The sequence below is a fragment of the Mesorhizobium sp. W050 genome (assembly GCF_054719535.1).
The window spans coordinates 4,802,275-4,826,936 of record NZ_JBTTIH010000001.1 but is presented as its reverse complement, the minus strand read 5'-3'; the positions used below and the strand labels follow the sequence as shown (position 1 = coordinate 4,826,936).

The window sequence follows — 24,662 nt, the reverse complement described above, 5'->3', positions numbered from 1 at the left end:
CAGGAAGATCAATCGTCGATGTCGCCATCGTCGTCGACAAGCACCAGCTCCTCGTTCGACAAATTGGCCTCGATGCGGGCGAGCAGCTTGAACAGCGTCTTCTGTTCTTTCTTGTCGAGGCCCTTCAACGCCTGCTTCTCGGTCTTCTTCACCGACTTCTCGATGGCGTGGATGATCTCGCGGCCGGTGTCGGTGAGAAAGATATGCGCCTGGCGTGCATCCGCGGAAGAGGCGCGCTTTTCCAAAAAGCCCTGGGCCTGCAGCCGGTTGATGGTCTTGGTGATGGTCGGCGGGCGAACGCCGAGGCGGCCGGCGAGATTGCCGGGCGTCTGGCCGTCCTCGCGGTCGAGCGTCAGCATGATCTGGTCCTGGCCGGCATAGAAGCCGTGCGCCAGAAGCCGCGCCGCCAGCGCGGTCCTTGCCAGCCTTGCCGCCGAATGCAGCCGGCTCATCGTTGCAGTCTTGTCCGCCTTGGCCATGGTGATCCCTCTTCGGCCGTACCGGTGCGTGCAGCATAGACGCAGCCGGCCGGTTGGCAATCGACGATCAAAAAGATTCCGGCTTTCGAAACAGCTTTGCCGGCAAGCATTTGTGGTGCTCGAAATGGTGATGCCAGATGTTTATTTCAGTTAGATGACAAACGAGTTTCCGCCAAGGCGATTGCAACGGTTTGACGCGGCGCGGCTTAGCACAGATCAACGAAGAGGCGTTTCCAGCGACACGTTGATGGTCGGCATCCCTCGCACTCGGCCTCTCGGGTCTACCCATCCGCTTCGTCAATCCTGGGTCAAACACCCAGGCGGTTTGCCTCGTGCAAAAGGCCGGCACACATCCTATATCAGGCCAACAATCCCTTCTTGCGGCCCGCAATTCCGTGGCCCAGCCATTTCGAGGCAAGATATGAGCGAAGCACAGACGCAAATCCCCGTGACCGTTCTCACCGGCTATCTCGGCGCCGGCAAGACGACGCTGCTCAACCGCATCCTGTCGGAAAACCATGGCAAGCGTTATGCCGTCATCGTCAATGAATTCGGCGAGATCGGCATCGACAATGATTTGATCGTGGAATCCGACGAGGAAATCTACGAAATGAACAATGGCTGCGTCTGCTGCACGGTGCGCGGCGACCTGATCCGCGTCGTCGAAGGCCTGATGCGCCGTCCCGGCCGCTTCGACGCCATCGTCGTCGAGACCACCGGCCTCGCCGATCCGGTGCCGGTGGCGCAGACCTTCTTCATGGATGACGACGTGCGCTCCAAGACCAAGCTCGACGCTGTCGTGGCCCTGGTCGACGCCAAGCACCTGCCGCTCAGGTTGAAGGATTCCAAGGAAGCCGAGGACCAGATCGCCTTCGCCGATGTCGTCGTGCTCAACAAGACCGACCTGGTGACGCCCGAAGAGCTGGCCAAGGTCGAAGCGACCATCCGCGCCATCAACCCGGCGGCCAGGATCCACCGCACCACGCGCGCCGGCGTGGCGCTGTCCGAAGTGCTCGACCGCGGCGCCTTCGACCTGTCGCGCGCATTGGAAAACGACCCGCATTTCCTCGAGGCGCACGATCATGATCACGACCATCATGACCATGACGGGCACGATCACCACGACCATGATCACGACCATCATCATCACGATCACGCGCATCCCTCCGACATCCATGACGTGACCGTGCAGTCGGTGTCGCTGCGCGGCGGCGAGATGGACCCGAAGAAATTCTTCCCGTGGATCGAGAAGATCACCCAGATGGAAGGTCCCAACATCCTGCGGCTGAAAGGCATCATCGCGCTCAAGGGCGACGACGAGCGCTATGTCATCCAAGGCGTGCACATGATCATCGAAGGCGACCACCAGCGCGCCTGGAAAGACGGCGAAAAGCATGAGAGCCGGCTGGTGTTCATCGGCCGCGAGCTTGACGCCGAGCGGCTGAAGAAGAGCTTTGACGCCTGCCAGGCGGCTTGATTTCCGGACTCTATGGCGCTAGCGCTGCCTGCTCTTCCTTCTCCCACAAAGGGGAAGGTTGACGCCAGGCCTGGCCGCCTCAATGGCTTCCCGGGAGTGGTGACAGCTTCATTGGAATGGTCCTGATGCCCACAGTTGCTCCCCTCGACCTGGAAGGTCACTGCCTTGCCGCCGTCTTCCTCGACAACGTGCCGCATTTTGCGCTGGCCGATGGGACAGTTCATAGGCTCGACAACGGCCACAAGACAATTCAGGCCAATGACGGCCTGCTCTCCACGTTCCATGACGCCGCCAACGACCGCCTGATCACCGGCGGCGAGGACGGCAAGATTTTTGCCGTTGCCGCCGGCGGCAATGTCAGCGAACTCGCCAGCGCCGGCAAGAAGTGGATCACCAGCGTTGCCGCCGGGCCGCAAGGCGCTATCGCCTATGCCACAGGCAAGACTGCCTTCGTGCGCTTTGCCGACGGCAAGACCAAAGAGTTTGCCCATCCACGTTCGGTCGAGGCGCTGGCCTTCTCCCCCAAGGGCATGCGCTTCGGCGTCGCCCGCTACAATGGCGCGACGCTGCATTTCCCGGCCGCCGAGGGCAGACCGGTGGAGCTGGAATGGGCCGGCGCCCATACCGGCGTGACCTTCTCGCCGGATGGCGCCTTCCTCGTCACCACCATGCAGGAAAACGCGCTGCATGGCTGGAAGCTCGCCGACGGCAAGCACATGCGCATGACCGGCTATCCCGGCAAGGTCAAAAGCCTGTCGTGGAGCGTGAAGGGCAAGTGGCTGGCGAGTTCCGGCGCGCCGGCGGCGATCGTCTGGCCGTTTTCGGGCAAGGACGGCCCGATGGGCAAGGCGCCGCTGGAGCTCGGCACGCGCGGCAACGCCATGGTGACATCGGTTGCCTGCCATCCGAGCCAGGATGTCGTCGCCGTCGGCTATGATGACGGCATGGTCATGGCGGTGCGCTTTGCCGATGCCAAAGAGGTGCTGTTGCGCCGCCCGGGCATGGGCGCCATCACCGCGATGATGTGGGACAAGGAAGAGCGCCGGGTCGCCTTCGGCAGTGCCGCCGGCGACTGCGGCGTCATCGATATCTCGGCGTGACCTATTCGGCTCCGCACGACACCTTGCCGGTCAATTCTTTCGGCTTGCCGTCCTGTTCCGTGTCGGCGGCGTTGTCGTAGACGGCAAGCGTGTACCGGCCGCCATAGACGCCCTCGTCACTGGTCTTGGTCAGGATCGTCAGTTCGACAGAGTTGAATTTATCGCCGAGCTGATGCTCGTGGTAGATGTTCAGCCGCAACTCCTTGTCGTCCAGCCAGTACTGGGTGAGGTCGGAATCCTCGAAGACGGTCTTGCGTAGACTGTCGCCTTCCGGCCGGCCAAGTATCTCGAGATCGCCGCGAAAATTGAAGGTCGGGCCGCCCATACCTCTGGTGACCCCGGCGCCGACCTCGAATTGCACCGCTTTGTCATCGACGGAACACCAGACGCCGCCCGATGCGGAAGCCGCAGCGGCCGACAAGAGTAGCGCAATAGCGCAGATGATCGTCCGCATTTTTCTCCCCAAACCACAGACCCGATCGCATTGGCGCCCGACTGCGCCGGAAGGTCAAGTCTGCCGAACTTGCTGCTGACCCAATGCAGCGCACCAACACGGCCAATTGCGGTTGCCGTCGCCAATTGGGTAGTGTGCCGGCCGAGAGGGATTTCATGCACAGCACGAACAGTTATTCAAAGGCGTCCATCGGCGGTATCAGCCGTGACCGCATCGCTGCATTGCGGACAAGCGAGGCGCGGCCGAAATCGCAGGCCAAGGTCGGTAACGGCCTGCCAGGCTTCTTCGGCGGTGTGCCGATGCACTGGATGAACGACTGGCCGACGCCATTCCCGATCCTGGTCGAAAGCGCCAAGGGCGCCGCCATCACGGATATCGACGGCAACAGGCTGGACGATTTCTGCCTCGGTGACACCGGCTCGATGTTCGGCCATTCGCCGCCGCCGGTGGCGCGCGCCATCCGCCGCCAGGCCGGGCGCGGCCTGACCTATATGCTGCCTTCGGAAGATGCGCTGGCCATCGGGCCGCTGCTCCCACAGCGTTTCGGTCTGCCGTTCTGGCAGATCGCCACCACCGCCACCGACGCCAACCGCTTCGCGCTGCGCGTCGCCCGCGCCGTCACCGGCCGCGAAAAGATACTGGTCTTCAACGGCTGCTATCACGGCTCGGTCGACGAGACGATGGTCCGGATGGTCGACGGCAAGCCCGTGAATCGGCCGGGGCTGGCGGGTGAGTTTCGCGACCTGACCAAGACGGCGAAGGTCATTGAATTCAACGATGTCGCCGCGCTGCAAGCAGCGCTCAAGGACAAGGATGTCGCCTGCGTCATTGCTGAGCCGGTGCTGACCAATTCCTGCATGGTGCTGCCCGATCCGGGTTTTCACGACGCCTTGCGCAAACTGACGCGCGCGGCCGGAACGCTGCTTCTGATAGACGAGACGCACACGATTTCGACTGGACCCGGCGGCTACACCAGGAAATTCGGACTACAGCCCGACCTGTTCGTGCTGGGCAAGCCGATCGCCGGCGGCGTGCCGGCAAGCGTGTGGGGCATGAGCGACGAGGTCGCCTCGCGCTATGCCGACTACAATCGAACCAAGGAGCCGGGCTATTCCGGCATGGGCACGACGCTGTCGGCGAACCCGCTGCAGTTCGCAGCCATGCGCGCAACGCTCGAAGAGGTGATGACGCAGGAGAATTATGCCCGGATGGATCGCCTCGCCCTGCGGCTCGATGCCGGGCTGACCGGCGTCATCGATCGCTACAATCTGCCCTGGCATGTCGCCCGCGTCGGCGCCCGCGTCGAGTTCATCTGCGCCCCTGGCCCGCTCAGGAACGGCGCCGAAGCCGAGACTGCCCATGCGCCGGAGCTTGAGGCGGCTATCCATGTCGCGCTGGTCAACCAGGGCGTGCTGATCGCTCCCTTTCACAACATGATGCTGATCTCACCGGCCACCACCGGCGCCCAGGTCAACCGGCTGATCACCGCCTTCGCCACGGTTGCGGCAAGGCTGACGGCATGAGACAAGCTGCCAAGCCAAACTCGAGTACACTAATCATGACTTCACCTTCGGGCTCGACGCCCGCCGAGGCGCAAGCCTTTCTCGACGCCCATCCCGAAATCGAAGCCTTTGATATCGTCTTGACCGACGCCAACGGGGTCGGCCGCGGCAAGATCGTGCGCCGGCATGAGCTGAAAAGCATCTTCGAGGGCGGCCGCCACATGCCGATCTCGATCCTCGGCCTCGACATCACCGGCGAGGATGTGCACGAAACCGGGCTGATCTGGACGACTGGAGACGGCGATCTCAGGGCATGGCCGATCCCCGGCACGCTGGTGTCGCTTTACGGCACGAACCCGCCGCGCGGCCAGTTGCTGATGGCGATGTACCATCTCGAGGGACAGCCTATGTCGTCGGACCCACGGCTGGCGCTGGCCAGGCAGGTCGGCATCTTGGCGGCCAAGGGCCTCTATCCCGCCGGCGCCTTCGAACTCGAATTTTTCCTGCTTGCCAATGAGCGTGACGCCGACGGCAAGGTAAAGCCGGCGGACGCCGTGCTCGACGGCCGCCGCTCGGCCAAGACGGAAGTCTATTCCGTCGACCATCTGCACGGCATGGAGCCGCTGTTTTCCGACATCTATGCCGCGGCCAAGGCGCAAGGCATTCCGGCCGAAACGGTGATTTCCGAATACGCGCCCGGCCAGTACGAGCTGACGCTGAACTATCGCAAGGATGTCATGCGGGCGGCCGACGACCTCGTCATGTTGAAGCGGCTGGTGCGGGCGCAGGCGCGCCGCCATGGTGTTACCGCCTGCTTCATGGCCAAGCCGATCGAAAAATATGCCGGCTCCGGCATGCATTTCCATGTTTCGCTGCAGGACAAGAACGGCCGCAACATTTTTGCCGAAGCCGGCGGCGAAAGCTGGTCGCTGCCGCTGCTTCAGGGGCTCGGCGGGCTGATCCAGACCATGGCCGAATCGATGCTGGTGTTTGCGCCGCACGCCAATTCCTGGCGGCGCTTCGTCTCGCAGTCCTATGCGCCGGTGGCGCCGACCTGGGGCGTCAACAACCGTTCGGTGGCGCTGCGCGTGCCGGCCGGCGACGCTAAGAATCGGCGCATCGAGCACCGGCCGTCGGGCGTCGACGCCAATCCCTACCTGATCGCGGCAACGGTGCTGGCCGGCATCATCAAGGGTCTGGACGAAGGCCTCGACCCCGGCCCCGAAACCACTGGGAATGGCTATGAAGCCGCCGTCACGCGCACGACCATGCCGGTCGACTGGCGCGCCGCGATCGAGGCGGCGCGGGCCTCGAGCTTCCTGAAAGAGGCGCTTGGCGAGGATCTGCATCGCACCTTCGTGGCGATCAAGCAGTCGGAGTATCTGCGCGTCGCCCGCACCGTCAGCGAGCTGGATTACCACCTCTACCTCCATGAGGTCTGAGAGACCGCCTGGAACACGGGCAGTCGTCCTGCTAGCCCGACGATCAGGCGGCGATCACTTTTTCGCCGCCTGCATCAAATGAGGTGGCGCTGCAGCCGTCTAGAACATAACATGAACGGATGAGCGCACGCACCGTCCGTGAAAAGCTGGCGATCCTGTCAGACGCCGCCAAATACGATGCTTCTTGCGCCTCGTCTGGGTCGGCGAAGAAGGATTCGCTCCAATCCGGCGGTATCGGCTCCACAGAAGGCATGGGCATCTGCCATTCCTACGCGCCGGATGGCCGCTGCATTTCGCTCCTGAAAATCCTGCTGACCAATTTCTGCATTTACGATTGCAGCTACTGCATCAACCGCTCGTCATCGAATGTGCGCCGCGCCCGCTTCAGCATCGAGGAGGTGGTGAAGCTGACCATGGATTTCTACCGGCGCAACTACATCGAGGGCCTCTTCCTGTCCTCAGGAGTCATCCGCTCCCCGGACGAGACCATGGCCGAGATGGTGGAGGTGGCGCGGCGGCTGCGGCTGGACGAAAAATTCTCCGGCTATATTCATCTGAAGACCATTCCGGAAAGCTCGGCCGAACTGGTCGAGCAGGCCGGGCTCTACGCCGACCGGCTGTCTATCAACGTCGAACTGCCGACCGATGAGGGCGTCAAGAAACTGGCGCCGGAGAAGAAGCCGGAAACGATCCGCCTTTCCATGGCGAACCTGCGCCGGAAGATGGAGGAAAAAGCCGAGCCGACGCTGAGGACCAAGAAGCGCGAACGCTTTGCGCCCGGAGGTCAGTCGACGCAGATGATCGTCGGCGCCGACAAGACATCCGACGACGGCATCTTGCACACCAGTGCGCGGCTCTATGGCAGCTACCATCTGCGGCGCGTCTATTACTCCGCCTTCAGCCCGATCCCGGATTCGTCATCGTCGCTGCCGCTGCAGAAACCGCCGCTGATGCGCGAGCACCGGCTCTATCAGGCCGACTGGCTGATGCGCTTCTACGGCTTTTCGCAGCCGGAAATCCTCGCCGGCAGCAGCGACGGCATGCTCGATCTCGCCATTGACCCCAAGCTCGCCTGGGCTTTGCGCAATCGGGCGAGGTTTCCCGTCGACATCAACCGCGCCGATCGGGAAGCGCTGCTGCGGGTTCCGGGTCTGGGCACCAAGGTGGTGGCGAAGATCCTTGAAACCCGCCGCCACCGACGCATGCGGCTGGAAGATGTCGGACGGATCTGCCATTCGATCGCCAAGCTGAGGCCCTTCATCATCGCCGAAGGCTGGTCGCCGGGCGGACTCACCGACAAGACAGGCCTGCGCGACACGATCGTAAAGTCCTGCGAACAACTGTCGCTGTTTTGACCATGCAGCCGGCTCAGCTCGACCTTGCCCGATACACTGTCCGGCTAGCGAGCCAGACCGATTTCGCCGGTTGGCGCGATGCGGCACGGCGTCTGGCGCTGAGTGAGGTCCGGCCTGAGGATATTAGTTGGGGTGTCGGGTCCGACGCCAATGATCCTCAAGATGCCTTGCCGGCGGTGCCAGAGGGCGCGCAGCTTACCGTCCCGCGCGAGTTCATCGCCCATGCCGAAACCGCCTTCTGCCACTCCGACCCCGGCCGGTTTGCCTTTCTCTACTGGATGCTTTGGCGCCTGCGCACCGAGCCGAAACTGCTGGCGATCGTATCCGATCCCGACACCAGGCGGCTCGAAGCCATGGAAAAGGCGGTGCGGCGCGACAGCCATAAGATGCATGCCTTCGTACGCTTCCGGAAGATCGGCGACGGCGAGAACGAGCGCTACGTCGCCTGGTTCGAGCCGGAGCATTTCATTGTCGAGCGCAACGCGGATTTCTTCGTCCGGCGGTTCACCGGCATGCGCTGGACCATCCTGACGCCCTATGCCTCCGCCGACTGGAACGGCGAAAGGCTGGCGATCGGGCCGGGTGCGGCCAAGGGCGATGCACCCGATCAGGACGACACCGAGGCGTTGTGGCTGACCTATTTCGAAAACATCTTCAACCCGGCGCGGCTCAAGGTGAAGGCGATGCAGAAGGAGATGCCGAAGAAATATTGGCGGAACCTTCCCGAGGCCTCGCTCATTCCAGATCTGATCGCAGGAGCGGACGAGGCCGCCAGGGATATGATTGCCAGACTGCCGACAACGCCGGCGCCGCACCACGCCAAGCTGCAGGCAAGACATTGGCCGAAGCCCGAGCCGGCCGAGGCGCCGGATGAAGACGATGCCAAGACGATTTCCGATTTGCGCGAGGCTGCAAAGGGTTGTCGTCGCTGCCCGCTCTGGCGCGACGCGACACAGACCGTGTTCGGCGAGGGGCCGGATGACGCCAAAGTGGTCTTCGTCGGCGAACAACCTGGCGATCAGGAAGATCTCGCCGGCAAACCTTTTATCGGGCCAGCGGGCAAAGTGTTCGATGCAATTCTCGATGACGCAGGCGTCGACCGGCAAAAAGTCTACGTCACCAACGCCGTCAAGCACTTCAAGTTCGAGCCGCGCGGCAAGCGCCGCATCCACTCGAAGCCAAATACCGGCGAAGTCCAGGCCTGCCGCTGGTGGATCGGCCGGGAGCTTGAGCTGATCAAGCCGGACCTCGCCGTGGCGCTTGGGGCAACGGCGGCGTTGTCGCTGCTGGGCAAGGCCATTGCTGTGACGAAAATGCGCGGCCAGGTGATCGAGCGCGAGGACGGTTTGCGCGTGTTCATCACCATCCATCCTTCCTTCATCCTGCGTATTCATGAGCCGGCGGACAAGGAGGCAGAGCGCGAGCGGTTTCTCAGCGATATGAGAGAGGTGAAGCGGCTTATGGGGTCGTGAGATGAGCGAAAGCCTCAGCGACATCGTCATCCACGGGCGGAGCAAGGAGGGAAGCGACGCAGCGCAGACCCGAGGATTCATGCCGCGACGTTTGGACGCTGCTACGGTGCAGAATTCTGCTCCGCTGCGCTCGACGGCTAACATCACGGAATGGACCCGGGGCTTCGCGACGGAGCTTCGCTCCTGCTTCGCCCACGGATGACGAAGCTGAGTGGCTTCAGCCAATCACCTACGGTCGTGAATCCAACGTTGGAAACTTCGGCCGCCACGGCCGAATTAACTGATTAGGATTGCCCTCAGATCATTCACATTCGTACCCGTCGGCCCCGGCACGAACAGATCGCCGATCGCGTTGAACGCCGTCCAGGCATTGTTGCCGGCCAGCATCGCCTTGGTGTCGATGCCGGCGGCACGCATGCGCGAGACAGTTGAGCCATCGGCAAAGGCGCCGGCATTGTCTTCCGAGCCATCGATGCCGTCGGTATCGGCGGCCAGTGCATGAATACCTTCCGCGCCGCTGATGCCGATGGCAAAGGCGAGCAGGAATTCGGAGTTGCGGCCGCCCTTGCCCCTTTTTCCGTCAACAGGGGCCCGCAAAGTCACGGTCGTCTCGCCGCCGGACAGGATCAGCACCGGCTTTTGGAACGGCCGGTTGCGCCTCGCCACTTCGCGCGCAATGGCTGCATGCACGCCACCGACCTCGCGCGCCTCGCCCTCGATGGAATCGGAGAGGATGACGGCTTCGATGCTTTGCCGTTTTGCCTCAGCGGCTGCCGCTTCCAGCGATACGCCAGCCGAGGCGATCAGGTGCACTTCATTGCGTGAAAAGCGCTGGTCATCCGGATCTGACGCATCGGCCTCTGGCGAGTTGATGTGCGCCATGACGGCGTCGGGCAGCTTCATGCCATAGGCCGCTATCGAGGCCAGCGCATCGGCGCGGTTGCCGGAGTCGGGCACGGTCGGGCCGGAGGCCACCAGGGCCGGGTTGTCGCCGGGAATGTCAGAGACAACCAGTGATACCAGTTTGGCCGGCCAGGCGGCAGCTGCCAGCCGGCCGCCCTTGATGGTTGAGACATGCTTGCGGATGGTGTTCATGGCCGCGATCGGCGCGCCGGAGGCGAGCAGCGCCTCGTTGACGGCGATTTCGTCGGCGAGCGTCAGGCCGGCGGCAGGCGACGGCAGCAGCGCCGATCCTCCGCCCGATATCAGCGCTACTACCAGGTCGTCCGCAGTCAGCCCTTGCACCTTTTCGAGCAGGCGCCGCGACGCCTCAAGACCGGCAGCGTCCGGTACCGGATGTGCCGCCTCGATGATTTCGATGCGCTCGCATCTGGCGCCATAGCCGTAGCGGGTGACGACCAGCCCTTCGATTGGGCCATCCCACACCTTCTCGAACGCGGCCGCCATCTGCGCCGAGCCCTTGCCGGCGCCGATGACGATGGTGCGGCCCTTCGGCTTGGCCGGAAGGTGATCCCTGATCGTTCGTTCCGGATCGGCAGCGGCAACAGCGGCATTGAAGATCGAGATGAGAAAGGATTTTGGGTCGAGCACGGTCATAATTGGCCGCCATCCGCGGTTTGCGAGCTTCCGAAAAGCCGGCGCCGCCCCTCACCCTTACCCTCTCCCCGTATAGAGACGGGGAGAGGGGTTCGCCGGCGTTGGGGTGCTTCTCTTCTCCCCGTCACTATACGGGGAGAAGGTGCCGGCAGGCGGATGAGGGGCAGCGCTAGCGTCACGATTTATCTTCCGGCGGCAGCGCCAATTGTGTCCGATCAACGCCGAGATGATCGCACAGTGCATCGACGACGACGCCGTGGTCCTGGCGTTCCGGCAGGCCGGAGACGGCGATGACGCCGATCACGCCAGCCCCCTTTACAGTCACCGGAAACCCGCCGCCGGCCAGTACGTAATCAGCAATATCCAGCCCCTCGCCGACCTTGAAGGTGCGGTCCGGTCGCTGCTGTTCCAGCACCAGGCGATAGGTGCTCCTGAGGTAGCGCTTGACCACATTGATCTTGCGTCGAGCCCAATCGGGGTTGGAGGCGTTCGAACCCGGCAGCGCGGCATAGAACAGCGGCCGATCCCACAGCCTGATATCGACAATGATGGGCAGCTTTTCGGCCAGCGCCCGCTCTCGGATCGCCGCGCCGATCTTGAACGCGACGGCCTCGTCGAAGGCCGGGAAGACCAGTGTCTCTTCCTGTTTCTGGATCAGAGCGATGTCGTCGGCAGCGGCCATTTTGTTCTCCGAAGTCAGTCACAAATCGTGTGTACGACAAGCTCCGCCCGGTCAAGGTCTCGTCGCGGTGGTGGTCTTGCCCCGCCAGGGTCGCCCCCCACTCCGTCGAGCTTCTCTCGACACCTCTCCCCCGATCGACGGGGTAGAGGAAGGGCGCCAAGCTGTCCGAACCGGCGCCCGTCCTCCGAAGCAAAGGCTCCCTTCCTCTCCCTCCGGAGGGGGGAGAGTTGGCGCCGCGAAGCGGCGACGGAGTGGGGGAACCACTTGGCAACCAGGCGGAATCATCATCTTGTCCCGCGCGGATGATGGGTCCTACCCCACGATCATATCGATCTTGGCCGGCCGCCCCGCAACATAGACCTCGCGCACCGCGCGGTCGTCGCCCAATGTCTGCAGCAGGAACAGCTCCTCCGCCAGCGTCTCCACAGTCTCCATCCTCAGCCGCATCGCCGGCGTGGCGCGGGCGTCGAGCACGGTGATGTCCGCGTCGGTGCCTTCATCCAGCGTGCCGACCTTGTCCGCCACAGACAGCGCCTCGGCATTGCCACGTGTTAATTGCCAGAAGGACTGGAACGGGTTCAGCTTTTCGCCATTCAGCGCAATCACCTTGTAGCCCTCGTCCATGGTGCGCAGCATCGAATAGTTGGTGCCGCCGCCGACATCGCTGGCCGCGGCGATGCGCAGCGGCTTGTCGCGGCGCCGAAAGCGCTGGTAATCGAACAGGCCGGAGCCGAGGAACAGGTTCGAGGTCGGGCAGAACACCGCCACCGAGCCGCTGTCCGACAGCGCATCGGCCTCGCGTTCCGAGAGATGGATGCAGTGGCCGAACAGGCTCTTTGGCCCCAGCAGGCCATACTGCTCGTAGACATCGGTGTAGTCGCGCGCCTGCGGATAGAGTTTTTGCGTGAAGGCGATTTCGGCGTGGTTTTCCGACAGATGCGTCTGCATATGCAGATCGGGATGCTCGCGGCAGAGCGCGCCGGCCATCTCCAACTGTTCGGGCGAAGAGGTGATGGCGAAGCGCGGCGTGATCGCATAAAGCTGGCGGCCCTTGCCGTGCCATTCCGCAATCAGCGCCTTGGTGTCGTCATAGCCCGATTGCGGTGTGTCGAGCACGCCTGCCGGCGCGTTGCGGTCCATCATCACCTTGCCGGCAATGTTGAGCATGCCGCGCGCGTGCGATTCGGCAAAGAACGCCTCGGCCGAGGCCTTGTGCACCGAGCAATACGCGGCGATCGTCGTCGTGCCGTGGCGCACCATTTCATCCAAAAACAGCCGCGCGATGCGGCGGCCGTGCTGGGCATTTGCGAATTTGGTCTCTTCGGGAAAGGTGTAGGTGTTCAGCCAGTCGAGCAGTTCGGCGCCATAGGAGGCGATGACCTGCATCTGCGGAAAATGCGCGTGCGCGTCGATGAAGCCTGGCAGCAACAGATGCGGCCGATGATCGATCTTTTTCGCACCGTCGCCAGCCTGCCTTTCCACATCAGCGTAGGCGCCGGCGGCAACGATTCGGCCATCGCGGATCAGCAGGCCGCCATCCTCCTCATAGCGCCAGGCGGCATGGTCGGTGATGGCTTCGGGCAAGCGCAAAAAGCTCAGCGTGCGGCCGCGCAGAAGTGTCGAAGTCATGCTTATTTCCCTGCGCCTTCGAACCAGGCGACCAGCAGCGCCCTTTCCTTGTCGCTGATCTGGGTGACGTTGGCGGGCGGCATGGCGTGGCTGCGCCCGGCCTGCAAATAGATTTCACGCGCATGCTCGGCAATGCTGGCGTCGGTGTCGAGCATCACGCCCTTCGGCGCATGGTAGATGCCTTCATAGACCGGCTCGGCCGTATGGCACATCGAGCAGCGGCCAAGCACGGTGTCGCGCACCGCCGGGAAATGCGACGAGGCGATATAGACTTCGGCCGCGGCGGATGCCTTGGGCTCGCCGGTCAGTATTTTCGGCGCTGTCGACAGCCACATGATGATGACGAATAGCACCGCAGCCGCCATCCAGGTCCAGTGGGGGTTGCCGGCACGCTTATGCACGGTGTTGAAATAGTGCCGGATCAAGACGCCGATGATGAACACCAGCGAGGCGATGACCCAGTTGAACTCCGTCGCAAACGCCAGCGGATAGTGGTTCGACAGCATCAGGAACAGCACGGGCAGCGTCAGGTAATTGTTGTGCAGCGAGCGCTGCTTGGCGATCTTGCCGTATTTCGGGTCGGGCTTGCGGCCGGCAATCAGGTCGGCGACGACGATCTTCTGGTTTGGAATGATCACCATGAAGACATTGGCCGACATGATCGTGGCGGTGATGGCGCCGAGATGCAGGAAAGCGGCGCGGCCGGTGAACAGATGCGTCAGACCCCATGCGATGAACACCAGCACGCCGTAGAGCACCAGCATCAGTCCGGTGTCACTTTTGCCGAGCGGCGAGCGGCAGAGCAGATCGTAGACTACCCAGCCGACGCCGATGGTGGCCATCGACAAAAGGATGCCGACCGGCACCGACATCGGCAGCACATTGGGGTCGATCAGGAACAAATCGGCGCCGGCATAGTAGACCACGCACAGCATGGCGAAGCCGGACAGCCAGGTGGCGTAGGATTCCCACTTGAACCAGGTCAGGTGTTCCGGCATTTCGGCCGGCGCCACCAGATATTTCTGGACGTGGTAGAAGCCGCCGCCATGCACCTGCCATTCCTCGCCGAATGCGCCGACCGGCATGCCGGGGCGCTGGCGCAGGCCAAGGTCGAGCGCGACGAAATAGAAGGACGAGCCGATCCAGGCGATGCCGGTGACGACGTGCAGCCAGCGCACGGCGAAACTCAGCCAGTCCCAGAAAATCGCGAAATCCATCATGTGAAATCGTCCTGCCGATCGGCTGACTTTACGGTGTGGGGCGCAAACGAAAAGAGGCGAGGTGTACGATGACTTTCAAAAAAAAATGGAAAATACTAGGCTGACCACGTACGCCGCCACATAAAGAGCCACGAATGGCCTATCTCGACAACATCGCCGTCTTCGTCCGCGTCGTCGAGCTTGGCAATCTCTCGGCGGCGGGCCGCGACATGCGCATTTCGCCGGCGGTCGCCTCCAACCGCATCAAGGAGCTGGAAAAACACCTCGGCGTGCGGCTGTTCAACCGCACCACACGGCAATTGATGCCGACGGAGCATGGCACGGTGTTCTACTCCGGCGCCAAGCAGGTGCTGGAGGCTATCACCGAGGCGGAAGCCGCGGTTTCGGCGCTTTCCGGCCAACCGCGCGGCACCATCAAGGTGACCGCACCGCTCGGCCTCGGACGGCGGCTGGTGGCGTCGGGCATTCCGGATTTCCACGACAAATACCCCGATATCGAGGTGCGGCTGAGGCTCTCCGACCACAATATCGACATCATGAAGGAAGGCATCGACGTCGCCTTCAAGCTCGGCATCATCGAGGATTCCAGCCTGCGGATGCGCGGCATCATGGAATGTGAACGCGTGCTGGTGGCGGCACCGAAATATCTCGAAGCGCGCGGCGAGCCGGTGGAGCCACAGGAGCTGATCGGCAAGAAGCACGACTGCCTGATGCTGCGCTATTCCGGGGCGCGCGAATATGTCTGGACGCTGCAGACGCCGTCCGGCCCGCAGAAATTCGAGGTGCACGGCCCCTACGACACCGACGATGGCGATGTGCTGACCGGCTGGGCGCTGTCGGGCCGCGGCATCATCAACAAGCCGCGCTTCGAGGTCGAACCCTTCATCCGCGACCGGCGGCTGCAGGTCATCCTGGCCAGCACGCCGCCAACGCCGGTGCAGTTCGCCGCCGTCTATCCGCACAAGAAGCTGCAGGATCCAAAGGTGCGGCTGTTGCTCGACTTCATGGCCGAGCGTTGCCAGCGGCTGATCAAGGATTTGCTGGCCGGCAAGTGAGGGGCTGTTGGCCCAGTCGCCAGGGTTGTCTTACAAGCAGGTGACCTTAGGTTCGAATACGCCGCCCTATGATCGATGGTCCCATGCCGACTGACCAGCAAGCCACAATGCATCTTGCCGTTTCGCTCAACATTACTTCCGGGCAGCCGCTCGGGTTTAGCGACCTGGCCGGCTTTGCCAAGCAAGCGGAAGCGGCGGGGCTGGACATGATTGTCCTCGATGATTCCGCGCCGAACAGCGCCGGGTCGAGTTCTTTCGAAGCGACGACCTTGCTGGCGGCGCTGGCGACGGTGACAAGTCGGATCGGCCTTGTCGCTGCAGCCTCGACGGTGGCTCACCAGCCGTACAATCTGGCGCGCCGTTTTGCTTCGCTCGACATCATCAGCCATGGCCGCGCCGGCTGGCACGCGACCATGGCGCAGGCGCCACGGGAAGCCGCCAATTTCAGCCGGCCGGATGGATTTTCCGACGATGTGTTCCGCCGCCGCACGCAGGAATACATCGGCATCGTTCAGCGCCTGTGGCAGGGCTGGGATGCCGACGCGCTGCTGTTCGACAAGATCGGCGGCCGCTTCCACGATCCCGAAAAAATGCACCTGCTCGACCACAAGGGCGAATTTTTCTCCGTGCGCGGGCCGCTGAACGTCGCGCGCTCGCCGCAGGATACGCCGGTGCTGGTGCTGTCCGGCCTGTCCGAGGCCGACCTGGATATCGCCGCCCGCACTGCCGATGTCGTCCTGCTGGACAGACCCACAAAGGACCCCAAGGCGCGCCATGACGATCTCAAGCGCCGCGTTGTGGCCTGCGGACGCGATCCGGGTGCGGTCAAGCTGCTGCTGAACGTTGGCGCAGATGTCGCTGCCAACGCGCTCGAAACATGGTTCAGCTCGCAAAGCTGCGACGGGTTCAACATCGCAATACCGCCTGCGGCGATTGACGGTTTCATCGGCCGCGTGCTGCCGGAATTGCAGCGCCGCGGCCTCGTCCGCCCGGATTATCCCGGCACCACCTTGCGCTCGCATCTCAGACTTGCCGGAGGAGCGCAATGACCCGCCAGATGAAGCTTGGCGCCTTCCTGTGGGCGACGGGCCACCACATCGCCGCCTGGCGTCACCCCAAGGCGCATGTCACGGCAGGCATCGACATCGATCATTACATCCGGCTGGCGCGCACGGCGGAAGCGGCGAAGTTCGACATGGTGTTCTGCGAGGACGCCGCCGGCCTGCGCGAAGCCAATGTCGGCATCGCCAGCCAGACCTCACGCTCGATCGGCTTCGAGCCGATCAGCCTGCTGTCCGCGCTCGCCGTCCAGACCAGCCGCATCGGCCTCGTTTCGACGGCCTCGACCAGCTACAACGAGCCCTACGGTCTGGCGCGCACCTTTCTCTCGATCGATCATCTGAGTGGTGGCCGGGCTGGCTGGAACCTGGTGACGTCGGCCAGCCCCATCGAAGCCGCCAATTTCGGCGCGACGGGCCTGAAACCGCATGCCGACCGCTACGAGCGGGCGCGCGAATTCGCCGAGGTGGTATCAGGACTTTGGCAAGGCAGTGGCTTTCACGGCCACAACGGCCAGAGCTTTTCGGTGCGCGACCCGCTCGACCTGCCGCGCTCGCCGCAGGGCGCGCCGGTGATGGTGCAGGCCGGCGCCTCGGATGTCGGCCGCGACCTTGCCGCACGCACGGCCGACGTCGTGTTCACGGCGGCGCAGACCCTCGAGGAAGCCAAGGCCTTTTACGACGACCTCAGGGGCCGTATGGCGGCCTATGGGCGAGAACCCGACGACATCAAGATCATGCCCGGCGTCTCCCCGGTGGTGGCAGACACCGAGGCCGAAGCGCGGGAGAAACAGGAGGAATTGCAGGCGCTGATCCCGGACGATGTCGGCGTGGCGCTGCTGTCCAGCTATCTCAGCATCTCCGATCTCGGGAGCTATCCGATCGACGGACCGCTGCCCGAACTGCCGGAGACCGAGGGCATGAAAAGCCGCCAGGCGCTGGTCATCGAACAATCGCGCCGCGACGGCCTGTCGATCCGCCAGCTTGCGCGCCATTTCGCCGGCGCACGTGGCCACTGGCGTATCGTCGGCACGCCGGTGCAGATCGCTGACGAATTGCAGGCGCGGTTCGAGGGCGGCGGCGCGGACGGCTTCAACGTCATGCCGTCATACTTCCCCGGCGAGCTCGATGCCTTTTGCGAACTCGTGGTGCCGGAACTGCAGCGGCGCGGACTGTTCCGTCGGGAATACGAAGGCAGCACCTTGCGAGATCATCTTGGCCTGAAGCGGCCTGCTTAGCCGCGCCGAAGCTTAGCCGGCCATCATCTTGTGCTGGACTTCATGGTCGGCATTCGGCGCGGTGTTGTGAACGACCAGTGCCGTCATGATCTCGGCTGCCGCGAGCGCCGCGATCACCGGCGGGCGCTTGTCCCTGACGGCGTCGCCGCCGATCGGGGAGACGAGGCGGGCCAACTCAGCCTCCGTGCCATCCGCCGATTTCAGGAACCAGTTCCTGAACGTCGCTCTCTTGGTTTTCGAGCCGATCATGCCGACATAGGCCGCGTCGTCGCGCTTCAGCGCCTCGGCGACGATGAGGAAATCCAGCGCATGGTCGTGGGTGAGGATGGCGAAGGCGGTGCCGGCGGGAGCGTTTCGCACCTCGGCCTCGGGCATCGGCGTCAGCCGCCTCTCGACCGTCTCCGGCATGTCTTCCAGCGCTTCGGCCCGCGTCTCAATGACGACGCCATGCACGGGAAGAAGTGCTACCGTCGCGGCCAGCGCCTGGCCGACATGGCCGCCGCCGAACATATAGACATGCGGCAGGTGGGCTTCCTCGGCTTCTGCGGCCGCAATCAGCTCGGCAGCAAGCGCGGCATCGACGATACGGATCAAGACTTCGACGCGCCCGCCGCAGCACTGGCCGATCTCGGGACCTAGCGGCACGTCAAGCGTGGCGCAGACTTCGTCGAAGCCGATGCGGGCTTCTTTACCCTCCCCCTTGTGGGGAGGGTCGGTGAGCGGACGCCGCGTGGCGGCGTCCGCGAAACGGGGTGGCTTGGCACGATCGTCCGCACCCCCACCCCGGCCGGCTTCGCCGGCCGACCCTCCCCACAAGGGGGAGGGTGAAGACCCCACCATCTGCCTCGCCTTGTCGATCGCCATGTACTCGAGCTGACCGCCGCCGATCGTGCCAAAAATCGCCGCCTGCGATACGAGCATGAAGGCGCCCTTCTCGCGCGGAGTCGAGCCTTTGGTGCCGGCCACTTCGACCAGAGCAAGCCGGCCGGCGCTGGCGAGAAAAGCTCTGAGGCTTTGCACTTTCGAGTTCATATTTCGCATTCCCGTACGGGAAATATAGAGTTTTTCAGTCTGAATTGCACGTTTTGCCAGAATCCAGGTCAGAGTCAGGCGCTATTCTCGGCTTCACCCTTCAACCGTTCGATCGCCATCAGCACCCGTTCTGGTGTTGCAGGAGCGTCGAGACGCGGACAGACCTTATGATCGGCCACACTTGCCACCGCGTCCGACAGCGCATGCAGCACAGACATGCCGAGCGGGAAGGGCGGTTCGCCGACCGCCTTGGAACGGTGCACCGTCGGCTCGTTGGCCTCCGGCCAGTCGGCCAGCGTGACGTTGAATATCTTCGGCCGGTCGGACGCGAGCGGGATCTTATAGGTCGACGGCGCATGCGTGCGCAGCCGGCCCTTGTCGTCCCACCACAGCTCCTCCGTCGTCAGCCAGCCCATGCCCTGGATGAAGCCGCCCTCGATCTGGCCGAGATCGATGGCGCGGTTCAGCGAGCGGCCGGTTTCATGCAATATGTCGGTGCGCTCGACGACATATTCGCCGGTCAGCGTGTCGACCGAGACTTCCGAGCACGAGGCGCCATAGGCGAAATAATAGAACGGACGGCCCTCGCCCTTGTCACGGTTCCAGTGGATTTTCGGCGTCTTGTAAAAACCCGCCGCCGACAGTTGGATGCGGGCCATATAGGCCTGCTTGACAAGGTCGGTGAAGGCGATCTCCTGGTTGCCGATGCGCACCCGGTTGGGCAGGAAAAGCACCTGCTCGCGCGGCACCTGGTATTTTTCGGCGGCGAAGTCGGTCAGCCGTTCCTTGATCTGGCGGGCGCCGTTCTGCGCCGCCATGCCGTTGAGGTCGGTGCCGGACGACGCCGCGGTGGCCGAAGTGTTGGGCACCTTGCCGGTGGTCGTCGCGGTGATCTTGACCTGGTCGAGGTCGATCTGGAACTCTTCCGCCACCACCTGCGCCACCTTGACGTAGAGGCCTTGCCCCATCTCGGTGCCGCCGTGATTCAGATGCACCGAACCGTCGGTGTAGACATGCACCAGCGCGCCGGCCTGGTTGTAGTGGGTGGCCGTGAAAGAGATGCCGAATTTGACCGGCGTCAGCGCCAGGCCGCGCTTGATGAAGCGGCTGTTGGCGTTGAAGGCCTGGATGATGCGGCGGCGCCCCGCATAGTCGGCGCTCGCCTCCAGCTCGGCGACGATGCGGTGGATGATGTTGTCCTCGACCGTCTGGTGATACGGGGTGACGTTGCGGCCCCCGTCTTTATCACCACTGGTGCCATAAAAATTCTGCTTGCGGATTTCGAGCGGGTCCTTGCCGACGGCAAAGGCAACCTCGTCGATGACGCGTTCGGCGCCGACCATGCCTTGCGGGCCGCCGAAGCCGCGAAACGCCGTGTTCGACACGGTGTTGGTGTAAAGCGGCGCCGATTGCGCATGCACCGCCGGCCAGAAATAGGTGTTGTCGCAATGGAACAGCGCGCGGTCGGTGACCGGGCCGGACAGGTCCGATGAAAAGCCGCAACGCGCCGCGAACATGAAGTCGACGCCAAGAATGTTGCCGGCGTCGTCGAAACCTACTTCGTAGTCGACGAGGAAGTCATGGCGCTTGCCGGTGGCAATCATGTCGTCGTCACGGTCGGGCCGGATCTTGACCGCGCGATGGTGTTTCTTGGCGGCGATCGCCGCCAATGCCGCAAACTGGTTGCCTTGCGTCTCCTTCCCGCCGAAGCCACCGCCCATACGGCGGATTTCCACCGTGATGGCATTGCTCGGCACGCCCAGCGCATGGCTGACCATATGCTGCACTTCGCTCGGATGCTGGGTCGAGGAATAGATGGTGACGTCCTGGTCCTCGCCGGGAATGGCCACGGCGATATGGCCTTCCAGATAGAAATGCTCCTGGCCGCCGATGCGCATCTTGCCCTTCAGCCGGCGCGGTGCCGCCTTGATCGCGGCAGCGGCATCGCCACGCTTCAGCGTGAGCGGCGGCGTGACCAGCTTGTCCTTGCGGGGGTCGAGGTCGCCAATGTCGGTGACGAAAGGCAATGGACTGTATTCGACCTTGGCCAGCCGGGTGGCGCGGCGCGCCTGTTCGCGCGTCTTGGCAATGACGCAGAAGATCGGCTGACCATAAAACTGCACCTTGTCGTCGGCCAGCACCGGCTCGTCGTGGCGGCCGGTCGGCGAAATGTCATTTTCGCCCGGAACGTCCTTGGCCGTCAGCACATCGACGACGCCCGGCGCCGCGCGCACCGCCGACAGATCCATTTTGCTGATCGTCGCATGCGTCGCCGTGGACAGGCCGAGGCAGCCATGCAGCATGCCCGCCGGTTCCGGCATATCGTCGATATAGACCGCGCTGCCGCTGACATGCTTGTGCGCGGAATCGTGGCGCTGGTCGGCGGCGACGCCACCGGAAATCTTCTGCGCCTTGAGATCTGGAGAGGCGTGCTTGTTCATCAGGCCGCCTCGTTGCGTGACACCTGGAACGGCGCCTTGCTGCCGCTGGTTTCGGCAAAAAAGCGCAGCAGCAGGTTCCTGGCCGCCAGCGCCCGGTATTCGGCCGATGCCCGCATATCGGTCAGCGGGGTGAAATCGCCGGCATATTCAGCCATGGCCGCTTCCACCGTCGTCTCCGTCCACGGCTTGCCGAGCAGCGCTTTTTCGACACCGAAAGCCCGCTTTGGGGTCGCCGCCATGCCGCCATAGGCGATGCAGACATCGGCCACCGTGCCATCCTTGGCCAGGTCGAGGAAAAAGGCGCCAAGGGCTGCGGTGATGTCCTCGTCGCGGCGCTTGGTGATCTTGTAGACGGCAAACTTCGTGCCCTTGGCCGGCACGGGAACGTGCACGGCCTCGACGAATTCGCCTGGCTGCCGGTCCTGCTTGCCATAGGCGATGAAGAAATCCTCGAGCGCGATGGTGCGCCGCTTCTTGCCGCGGCGCAGCGTCAGTTGCGCACCAAGCGCGATCAGGGGCGGCGGCGTGTCGCCGATCGGCGAGCCATTGGCGATGTTGCCGCCGATGGTGCCCATGTTTCGTACCTGTTCGCCGCCGATGCGGTCGAACAATGGCCCGAGCGCGGGGATGCGCTTGGCCAGTGTCGCGAAGGCGTCGGTGTAGGTAACGCCGGCTCCGATGGTGATGACGTCATTGTCTTCGGAGATCGCGCACAGCCCCTCGAGATTGCCGATGAAGACTACCGGTGAGATGTCGCGCATGTGCTTGGTGACCCACAGGCCGACGTCGGTCGAGCCGGCGACAACAGTGGCGTCGGGTTCCTTATCCAGTACAGCGGCGAAATCATCGGCGTTGGCCGGGACGACCAACCTCAGCTTGCCGGCGCCGATTTCGACGCGGGCACCGTCATGCATAGCCTCGAGCCTGGCGGTGATCGCCTTGCGCTCGGCCGCCAGCGGATCCTTCGCCGCCTTGCCGTAGCTGGAGATGGCACGCGCGGCGCGCATGATTGCCTCATAGCCGGTGCAGCGGCAAAGATTGCCTTGCAAGGCCTTCTCGATCGCCGCATTCGACGGGTCCGGCGACTTCATCCACAAGCCGTAGAGCGACATGACGAAGCCCGGCGTGCAGAAGCCGCATTGCGAAGCGTGGAAATCGACCATCGCCTGCTGCACCGGATGCAATTGGCCAGGCGCGCCGCGCAGATGCTCGACGGTGACGACATGGGTGCCGTCGAGCGAACCGAGGAAACGGATGCAGGCGTTGACGCTTTCATAAACCAGCTTGCCGGCGGACAATTTTCCGACCAGGACCGTGCAGGCGCCGCAATCGCCCTCGGCGCAGCCTTCCTTGGTGCCGCGCAGCGAGCGGTCGAGCCGCAGCCAGTCGAGCAAGGTCGCGTCGGGCGCCACCGACGACAGCGCGACATCCCTGCCATTGAGGATGAAGCGGATCTCGTTGCGTATTGTGATCTTGGCCATGCGTCAGCTCCCCCTGTAGGTCGAGTAGCCATAAGGAGAGATAAGCAACGGCACATGATAATGCACGGATTCCGCCATGCCGAAGCGGATCGGCACACTGTCGAGGAAGGCCGGTTCCGGCAGTTTGGTGCCCTGGCCGCGTAGATAGTCACCGGCGGCGAACACCAGTTCGTATTCGCCGAGGCGGAATTCCGCTCCTGCCAGCAGCGGCGCATCGCAGCGGCCGTCGGCATTTGTGACGACGGTCTTCAAATGTATCCGCGCGTCGCTCTCAAGATGATAAAGCGCGATCGACAGGCCCGCCGCCGGCTTGCCGGTCGCGGTGTCGAGCACATGCGTCGTCAGACGTCCGCCATCGGCTTTCGACGTTTCTGCCACTGGCGCCTCCCATTTCCGATACAGCCGAACAAAGCAGTGAATTGTGCGCCAATTAAAGGCGATGCATAAGTCCCGGTCGAGCGGAGTGGCACAAAAACACTTTCAAAAATTTCGGGGGAATGCGCGAGCAACCCTTTCGACTATCCTGATCACAACTTCCGGCAGCGTCCGGCGGGGAGGGGCAATGCGTTACTCTAGAGACATGCGCGGCTACGGAGCCAATCCGCCGGATCCGAAATGGCCGGGCGGTGCGCATGTGGCCGTCCAATTCGTCGTCAACTACGAGGAAGGCGGCGAGAACTGCGTGCTGCACGGCGACAAGGCCTCGGAAGCCTTCCTGTCGGAAATCGTCGGCGCCGCGCCCTGGGTCGGCCTGCGCCACTGGAACATGGAATCGATCTACGAATATGGCGCGCGGGCAGGCTTCTGGCGGCTGCTGCGCCTGTTCAGCGAGGCGCAAGTGCCGGTGACCTGCTATGGGGTCGCCTCAGCATTAGCCCGGTCGCCCGACCAGGTGGCGGCGATGCAGGAGGCCGGCTGGGAAATGGCCTCGCACGGCCTGAAATGGATCGACTACCGCGACCACAGCGCCGAGGACGAGCGCCGCGACCTCGAAGCGGCGATCAAGCTGCACTACGAGGTGACGGGCCAACGGCCGACCGGCTGGTACACCGGCCGCACCTCGGTCAATACGGTGGGGTTGGTGGCCGAAGAGGGCGGCTTCGACTATGTGTCGGACACTTATGACGACGAACTGCCCTACTGGTTCGAGCACAGCGGCGGCGCGCAACTCGTCATCCCCTACACGCTCGATGCCAACGACATGCGTTTCGCCACGCCGCAGGGATTCAATTCCGGCGACCAGTTCTTCGCCTATTTGAAGGACAGTTTCGACACGCTCTTTGCCGAGGGCAAAGCGGGCCGGCCGCGGATGATGAACATCGGCCTGCATTGCCGCCTCGTCGGACGTCCTGGTCGGGTGGCGGCGCTGAAGCGCTTCGTCGACTATGTGAAATCGCACGACAAGGTCTGGCTGGCGCGGCGGATCGATATCGCCAGGCACTGGCAGAAGAACCACCCCTACCAGCCGGCGGCGCTCAAGCCGTCGAAGATGGAGTTCGAAACCTTCGTCGACACTTTCGGCGGCGTGTTCGAACATTCGCCCTGGATCGCCGAACGTGCCTATGAGCTGGAGCTTGGGCCGGCGCATGACAGCGCCGGCGGCCTGCACAATGCGCTCTGCCGCGTCTTCCGCGCCGCCAGCGAAACCGAGCGGATCGGCGTCCTCAACGCCCATCCCGATCTCGCTGGCAAACTGGCCGAAGCGAGACGCCTCACTGCGGAATCCACACGCGAGCAGGCCTCCGCCGGCCTCGACGCGCTGACCGACAAGGAGCGCGAGCTGTTTTCCAAGCTCAACGCCGCTTACGTCACCACCTTCGGCTTTCCCTTCATCATCGCGGTGCGGGGCAAGACCAAGGAGGAGATCCTCGCCGAGTTCGAGGCGCGCATCGGCAACAGCCGTGGCGTAGAACTCGATACCGCCTGCAAACAGGTCGAGCGCATCGCGCTGCTCCGCCTGAAAGACATGCTCCCGCTCTAATGAAATG

20 protein-coding genes are annotated in these 24,662 nt (G+C 63.5%); 10 read left to right on the top strand and 10 right to left on the bottom strand.

The window, feature by feature from the left end:
* Window positions 1–8 precede the first annotated feature (8 nt).
* Window positions 9–479, bottom strand: coding sequence for a MarR family winged helix-turn-helix transcriptional regulator (locus ACYG9Y_RS23180; RefSeq protein ID WP_023671361.1), 471 nt, complete (start codon window positions 477–479; stop codon window positions 9–11).
* A gap of 421 nt (window positions 480–900) precedes the next feature.
* Here ACYG9Y_RS23180 and ACYG9Y_RS23175 point away from each other — a divergent pair, with 421 nt between their 5' ends.
* Together ACYG9Y_RS23175 and ACYG9Y_RS23170 are read left to right on the top strand one after the other, a co-directional pair.
* A complete protein-coding gene (locus tag ACYG9Y_RS23175) occupies window positions 901–1,956 on the top strand; it encodes a CobW family GTP-binding protein (protein ID WP_023739647.1) in 1,056 nt (351 codons plus the stop codon).
* A 125-nt stretch (window positions 1,957–2,081) separates the two neighbouring features.
* A complete protein-coding gene (locus ACYG9Y_RS23170; RefSeq protein ID WP_023714568.1) occupies window positions 2,082–3,056 on the top strand; it encodes a WD40 repeat domain-containing protein in 975 nt (324 codons plus the stop codon).
* Window position 3,057: 1 nt separating this feature from the next.
* Here ACYG9Y_RS23170 and ACYG9Y_RS23165 read toward each other — a convergent pair whose 3' ends face one another.
* Window positions 3,058–3,510: a hypothetical protein gene (locus ACYG9Y_RS23165; protein WP_023714569.1), complete on the bottom strand. Its 453-nt coding sequence runs from the start codon at window positions 3,508–3,510 to the stop codon at window positions 3,058–3,060.
* 155 nt (window positions 3,511–3,665) lie between these two features.
* Between ACYG9Y_RS23165 and ACYG9Y_RS23160 the strand changes: the two genes are divergently transcribed.
* From ACYG9Y_RS23160 to ACYG9Y_RS23145, 4 genes are all read left to right on the top strand, one after another.
* The gene (locus tag ACYG9Y_RS23160) at window positions 3,666–5,033 is read left to right on the top strand and encodes an aspartate aminotransferase family protein (RefSeq protein ID WP_023739646.1); all 1,368 of its coding nucleotides are present in this window, start codon (window positions 3,666–3,668) and stop codon (window positions 5,031–5,033) included.
* A gap of 35 nt (window positions 5,034–5,068) precedes the next feature.
* Entirely contained in the window at window positions 5,069–6,454 is a 1,386-nt protein-coding gene (locus ACYG9Y_RS23155; protein WP_023714571.1) for a glutamine synthetase family protein, read from the top strand.
* Between the two features lie 119 nt (window positions 6,455–6,573).
* Window positions 6,574–7,809: a putative DNA modification/repair radical SAM protein gene (locus tag ACYG9Y_RS23150; protein WP_023714572.1), complete on the top strand. Its 1,236-nt coding sequence runs from the start codon at window positions 6,574–6,576 to the stop codon at window positions 7,807–7,809.
* Window positions 7,810–7,811: 2 nt separating this feature from the next.
* Complete coding sequence (locus ACYG9Y_RS23145) at window positions 7,812–9,281, top strand: UdgX family uracil-DNA binding protein (protein WP_023714573.1); 1,470 nt, start codon at window positions 7,812–7,814, stop codon at window positions 9,279–9,281.
* 276 nt (window positions 9,282–9,557) lie between these two features.
* On the opposite strand, the gene ACYG9Y_RS23140 is transcribed toward ACYG9Y_RS23145, so the two are convergent.
* The 4 genes from ACYG9Y_RS23140 to ACYG9Y_RS23125 all read right to left on the bottom strand — a co-directional run bounded on the left by ACYG9Y_RS23140 (window position 9,558) and on the right by ACYG9Y_RS23125 (window position 14,369).
* Window positions 9,558–10,838 (bottom strand): glycerate kinase type-2 family protein, encoded by a 1,281-nt coding sequence (locus tag ACYG9Y_RS23140; protein WP_023714575.1) that lies wholly within the window; start codon window positions 10,836–10,838, stop codon window positions 9,558–9,560.
* Between the two features lie 175 nt (window positions 10,839–11,013).
* Window positions 11,014–11,520: a heme-degrading domain-containing protein gene (locus ACYG9Y_RS23135; protein ID WP_023683501.1), complete on the bottom strand. Its 507-nt coding sequence runs from the start codon at window positions 11,518–11,520 to the stop codon at window positions 11,014–11,016.
* 312 nt (window positions 11,521–11,832) lie between these two features.
* Window positions 11,833–13,149 carry a guanine deaminase gene (gene guaD, locus ACYG9Y_RS23130; RefSeq protein ID WP_023683500.1) on the bottom strand — a complete coding sequence of 439 codons (1,317 nt, stop codon included), beginning with the start codon at window positions 13,147–13,149 and terminating at the stop codon, window positions 11,833–11,835.
* A 2-nt stretch (window positions 13,150–13,151) separates the two neighbouring features.
* A complete protein-coding gene (locus tag ACYG9Y_RS23125) occupies window positions 13,152–14,369 on the bottom strand; it encodes a urate hydroxylase PuuD (protein WP_023683499.1) in 1,218 nt (405 codons plus the stop codon).
* Between the two features lie 134 nt (window positions 14,370–14,503).
* On the opposite strand from ACYG9Y_RS23125, the gene ACYG9Y_RS23120 reads away from it, so the two are divergent.
* From ACYG9Y_RS23120 to ACYG9Y_RS23110, 3 genes are all read left to right on the top strand, one after another.
* Window positions 14,504–15,424 (top strand): LysR family transcriptional regulator, encoded by a 921-nt coding sequence (locus ACYG9Y_RS23120; protein ID WP_023671373.1) that lies wholly within the window; start codon window positions 14,504–14,506, stop codon window positions 15,422–15,424.
* A gap of 107 nt (window positions 15,425–15,531) precedes the next feature.
* Window positions 15,532–16,473, top strand: a complete 942-nt coding sequence (locus ACYG9Y_RS23115) for an LLM class flavin-dependent oxidoreductase (RefSeq protein ID WP_023739645.1) — start codon at window positions 15,532–15,534, stop codon at window positions 16,471–16,473.
* Window positions 16,470–17,720 (top strand): LLM class flavin-dependent oxidoreductase, encoded by a 1,251-nt coding sequence (locus ACYG9Y_RS23110; RefSeq protein WP_023739644.1) that lies wholly within the window; start codon window positions 16,470–16,472, stop codon window positions 17,718–17,720. Before ACYG9Y_RS23115 ends, ACYG9Y_RS23110 begins: the two co-directional genes overlap by 4 nt.
* Before the next feature lie 12 nt (window positions 17,721–17,732).
* Here the strand turns inward: ACYG9Y_RS23110 and xdhC are convergent, their stop codons facing one another.
* From xdhC to uraH, 4 genes are all read right to left on the bottom strand, one after another.
* Window positions 17,733–18,752 (bottom strand): xanthine dehydrogenase accessory protein XdhC, encoded by a 1,020-nt coding sequence (xdhC, locus tag ACYG9Y_RS23105; protein ID WP_352609094.1) that lies wholly within the window; start codon window positions 18,750–18,752, stop codon window positions 17,733–17,735.
* A gap of 74 nt (window positions 18,753–18,826) precedes the next feature.
* Complete coding sequence (gene xdhB, locus ACYG9Y_RS23100) at window positions 18,827–21,193, bottom strand: xanthine dehydrogenase molybdopterin binding subunit (protein ID WP_023700409.1); 2,367 nt, start codon at window positions 21,191–21,193, stop codon at window positions 18,827–18,829.
* Window positions 21,193–22,674 carry a xanthine dehydrogenase small subunit gene (xdhA, locus tag ACYG9Y_RS23095; RefSeq protein WP_023694733.1) on the bottom strand — a complete coding sequence of 494 codons (1,482 nt, stop codon included), beginning with the start codon at window positions 22,672–22,674 and terminating at the stop codon, window positions 21,193–21,195. Before xdhA ends, xdhB begins: the two co-directional genes overlap by 1 nt.
* 3 nt (window positions 22,675–22,677) lie before the next feature.
* The gene (gene uraH / locus ACYG9Y_RS23090; RefSeq protein WP_023694734.1) at window positions 22,678–23,052 is read right to left on the bottom strand and encodes a hydroxyisourate hydrolase; all 375 of its coding nucleotides are present in this window, start codon (window positions 23,050–23,052) and stop codon (window positions 22,678–22,680) included.
* A gap of 184 nt (window positions 23,053–23,236) precedes the next feature.
* Here uraH and puuE point away from each other — a divergent pair, with 184 nt between their 5' ends.
* Window positions 23,237–24,655, top strand: coding sequence for an allantoinase PuuE (puuE, locus tag ACYG9Y_RS23085; RefSeq protein WP_023739642.1), 1,419 nt, complete (start codon window positions 23,237–23,239; stop codon window positions 24,653–24,655).
* Window positions 24,656–24,662: the final 7 nt, after the last annotated feature.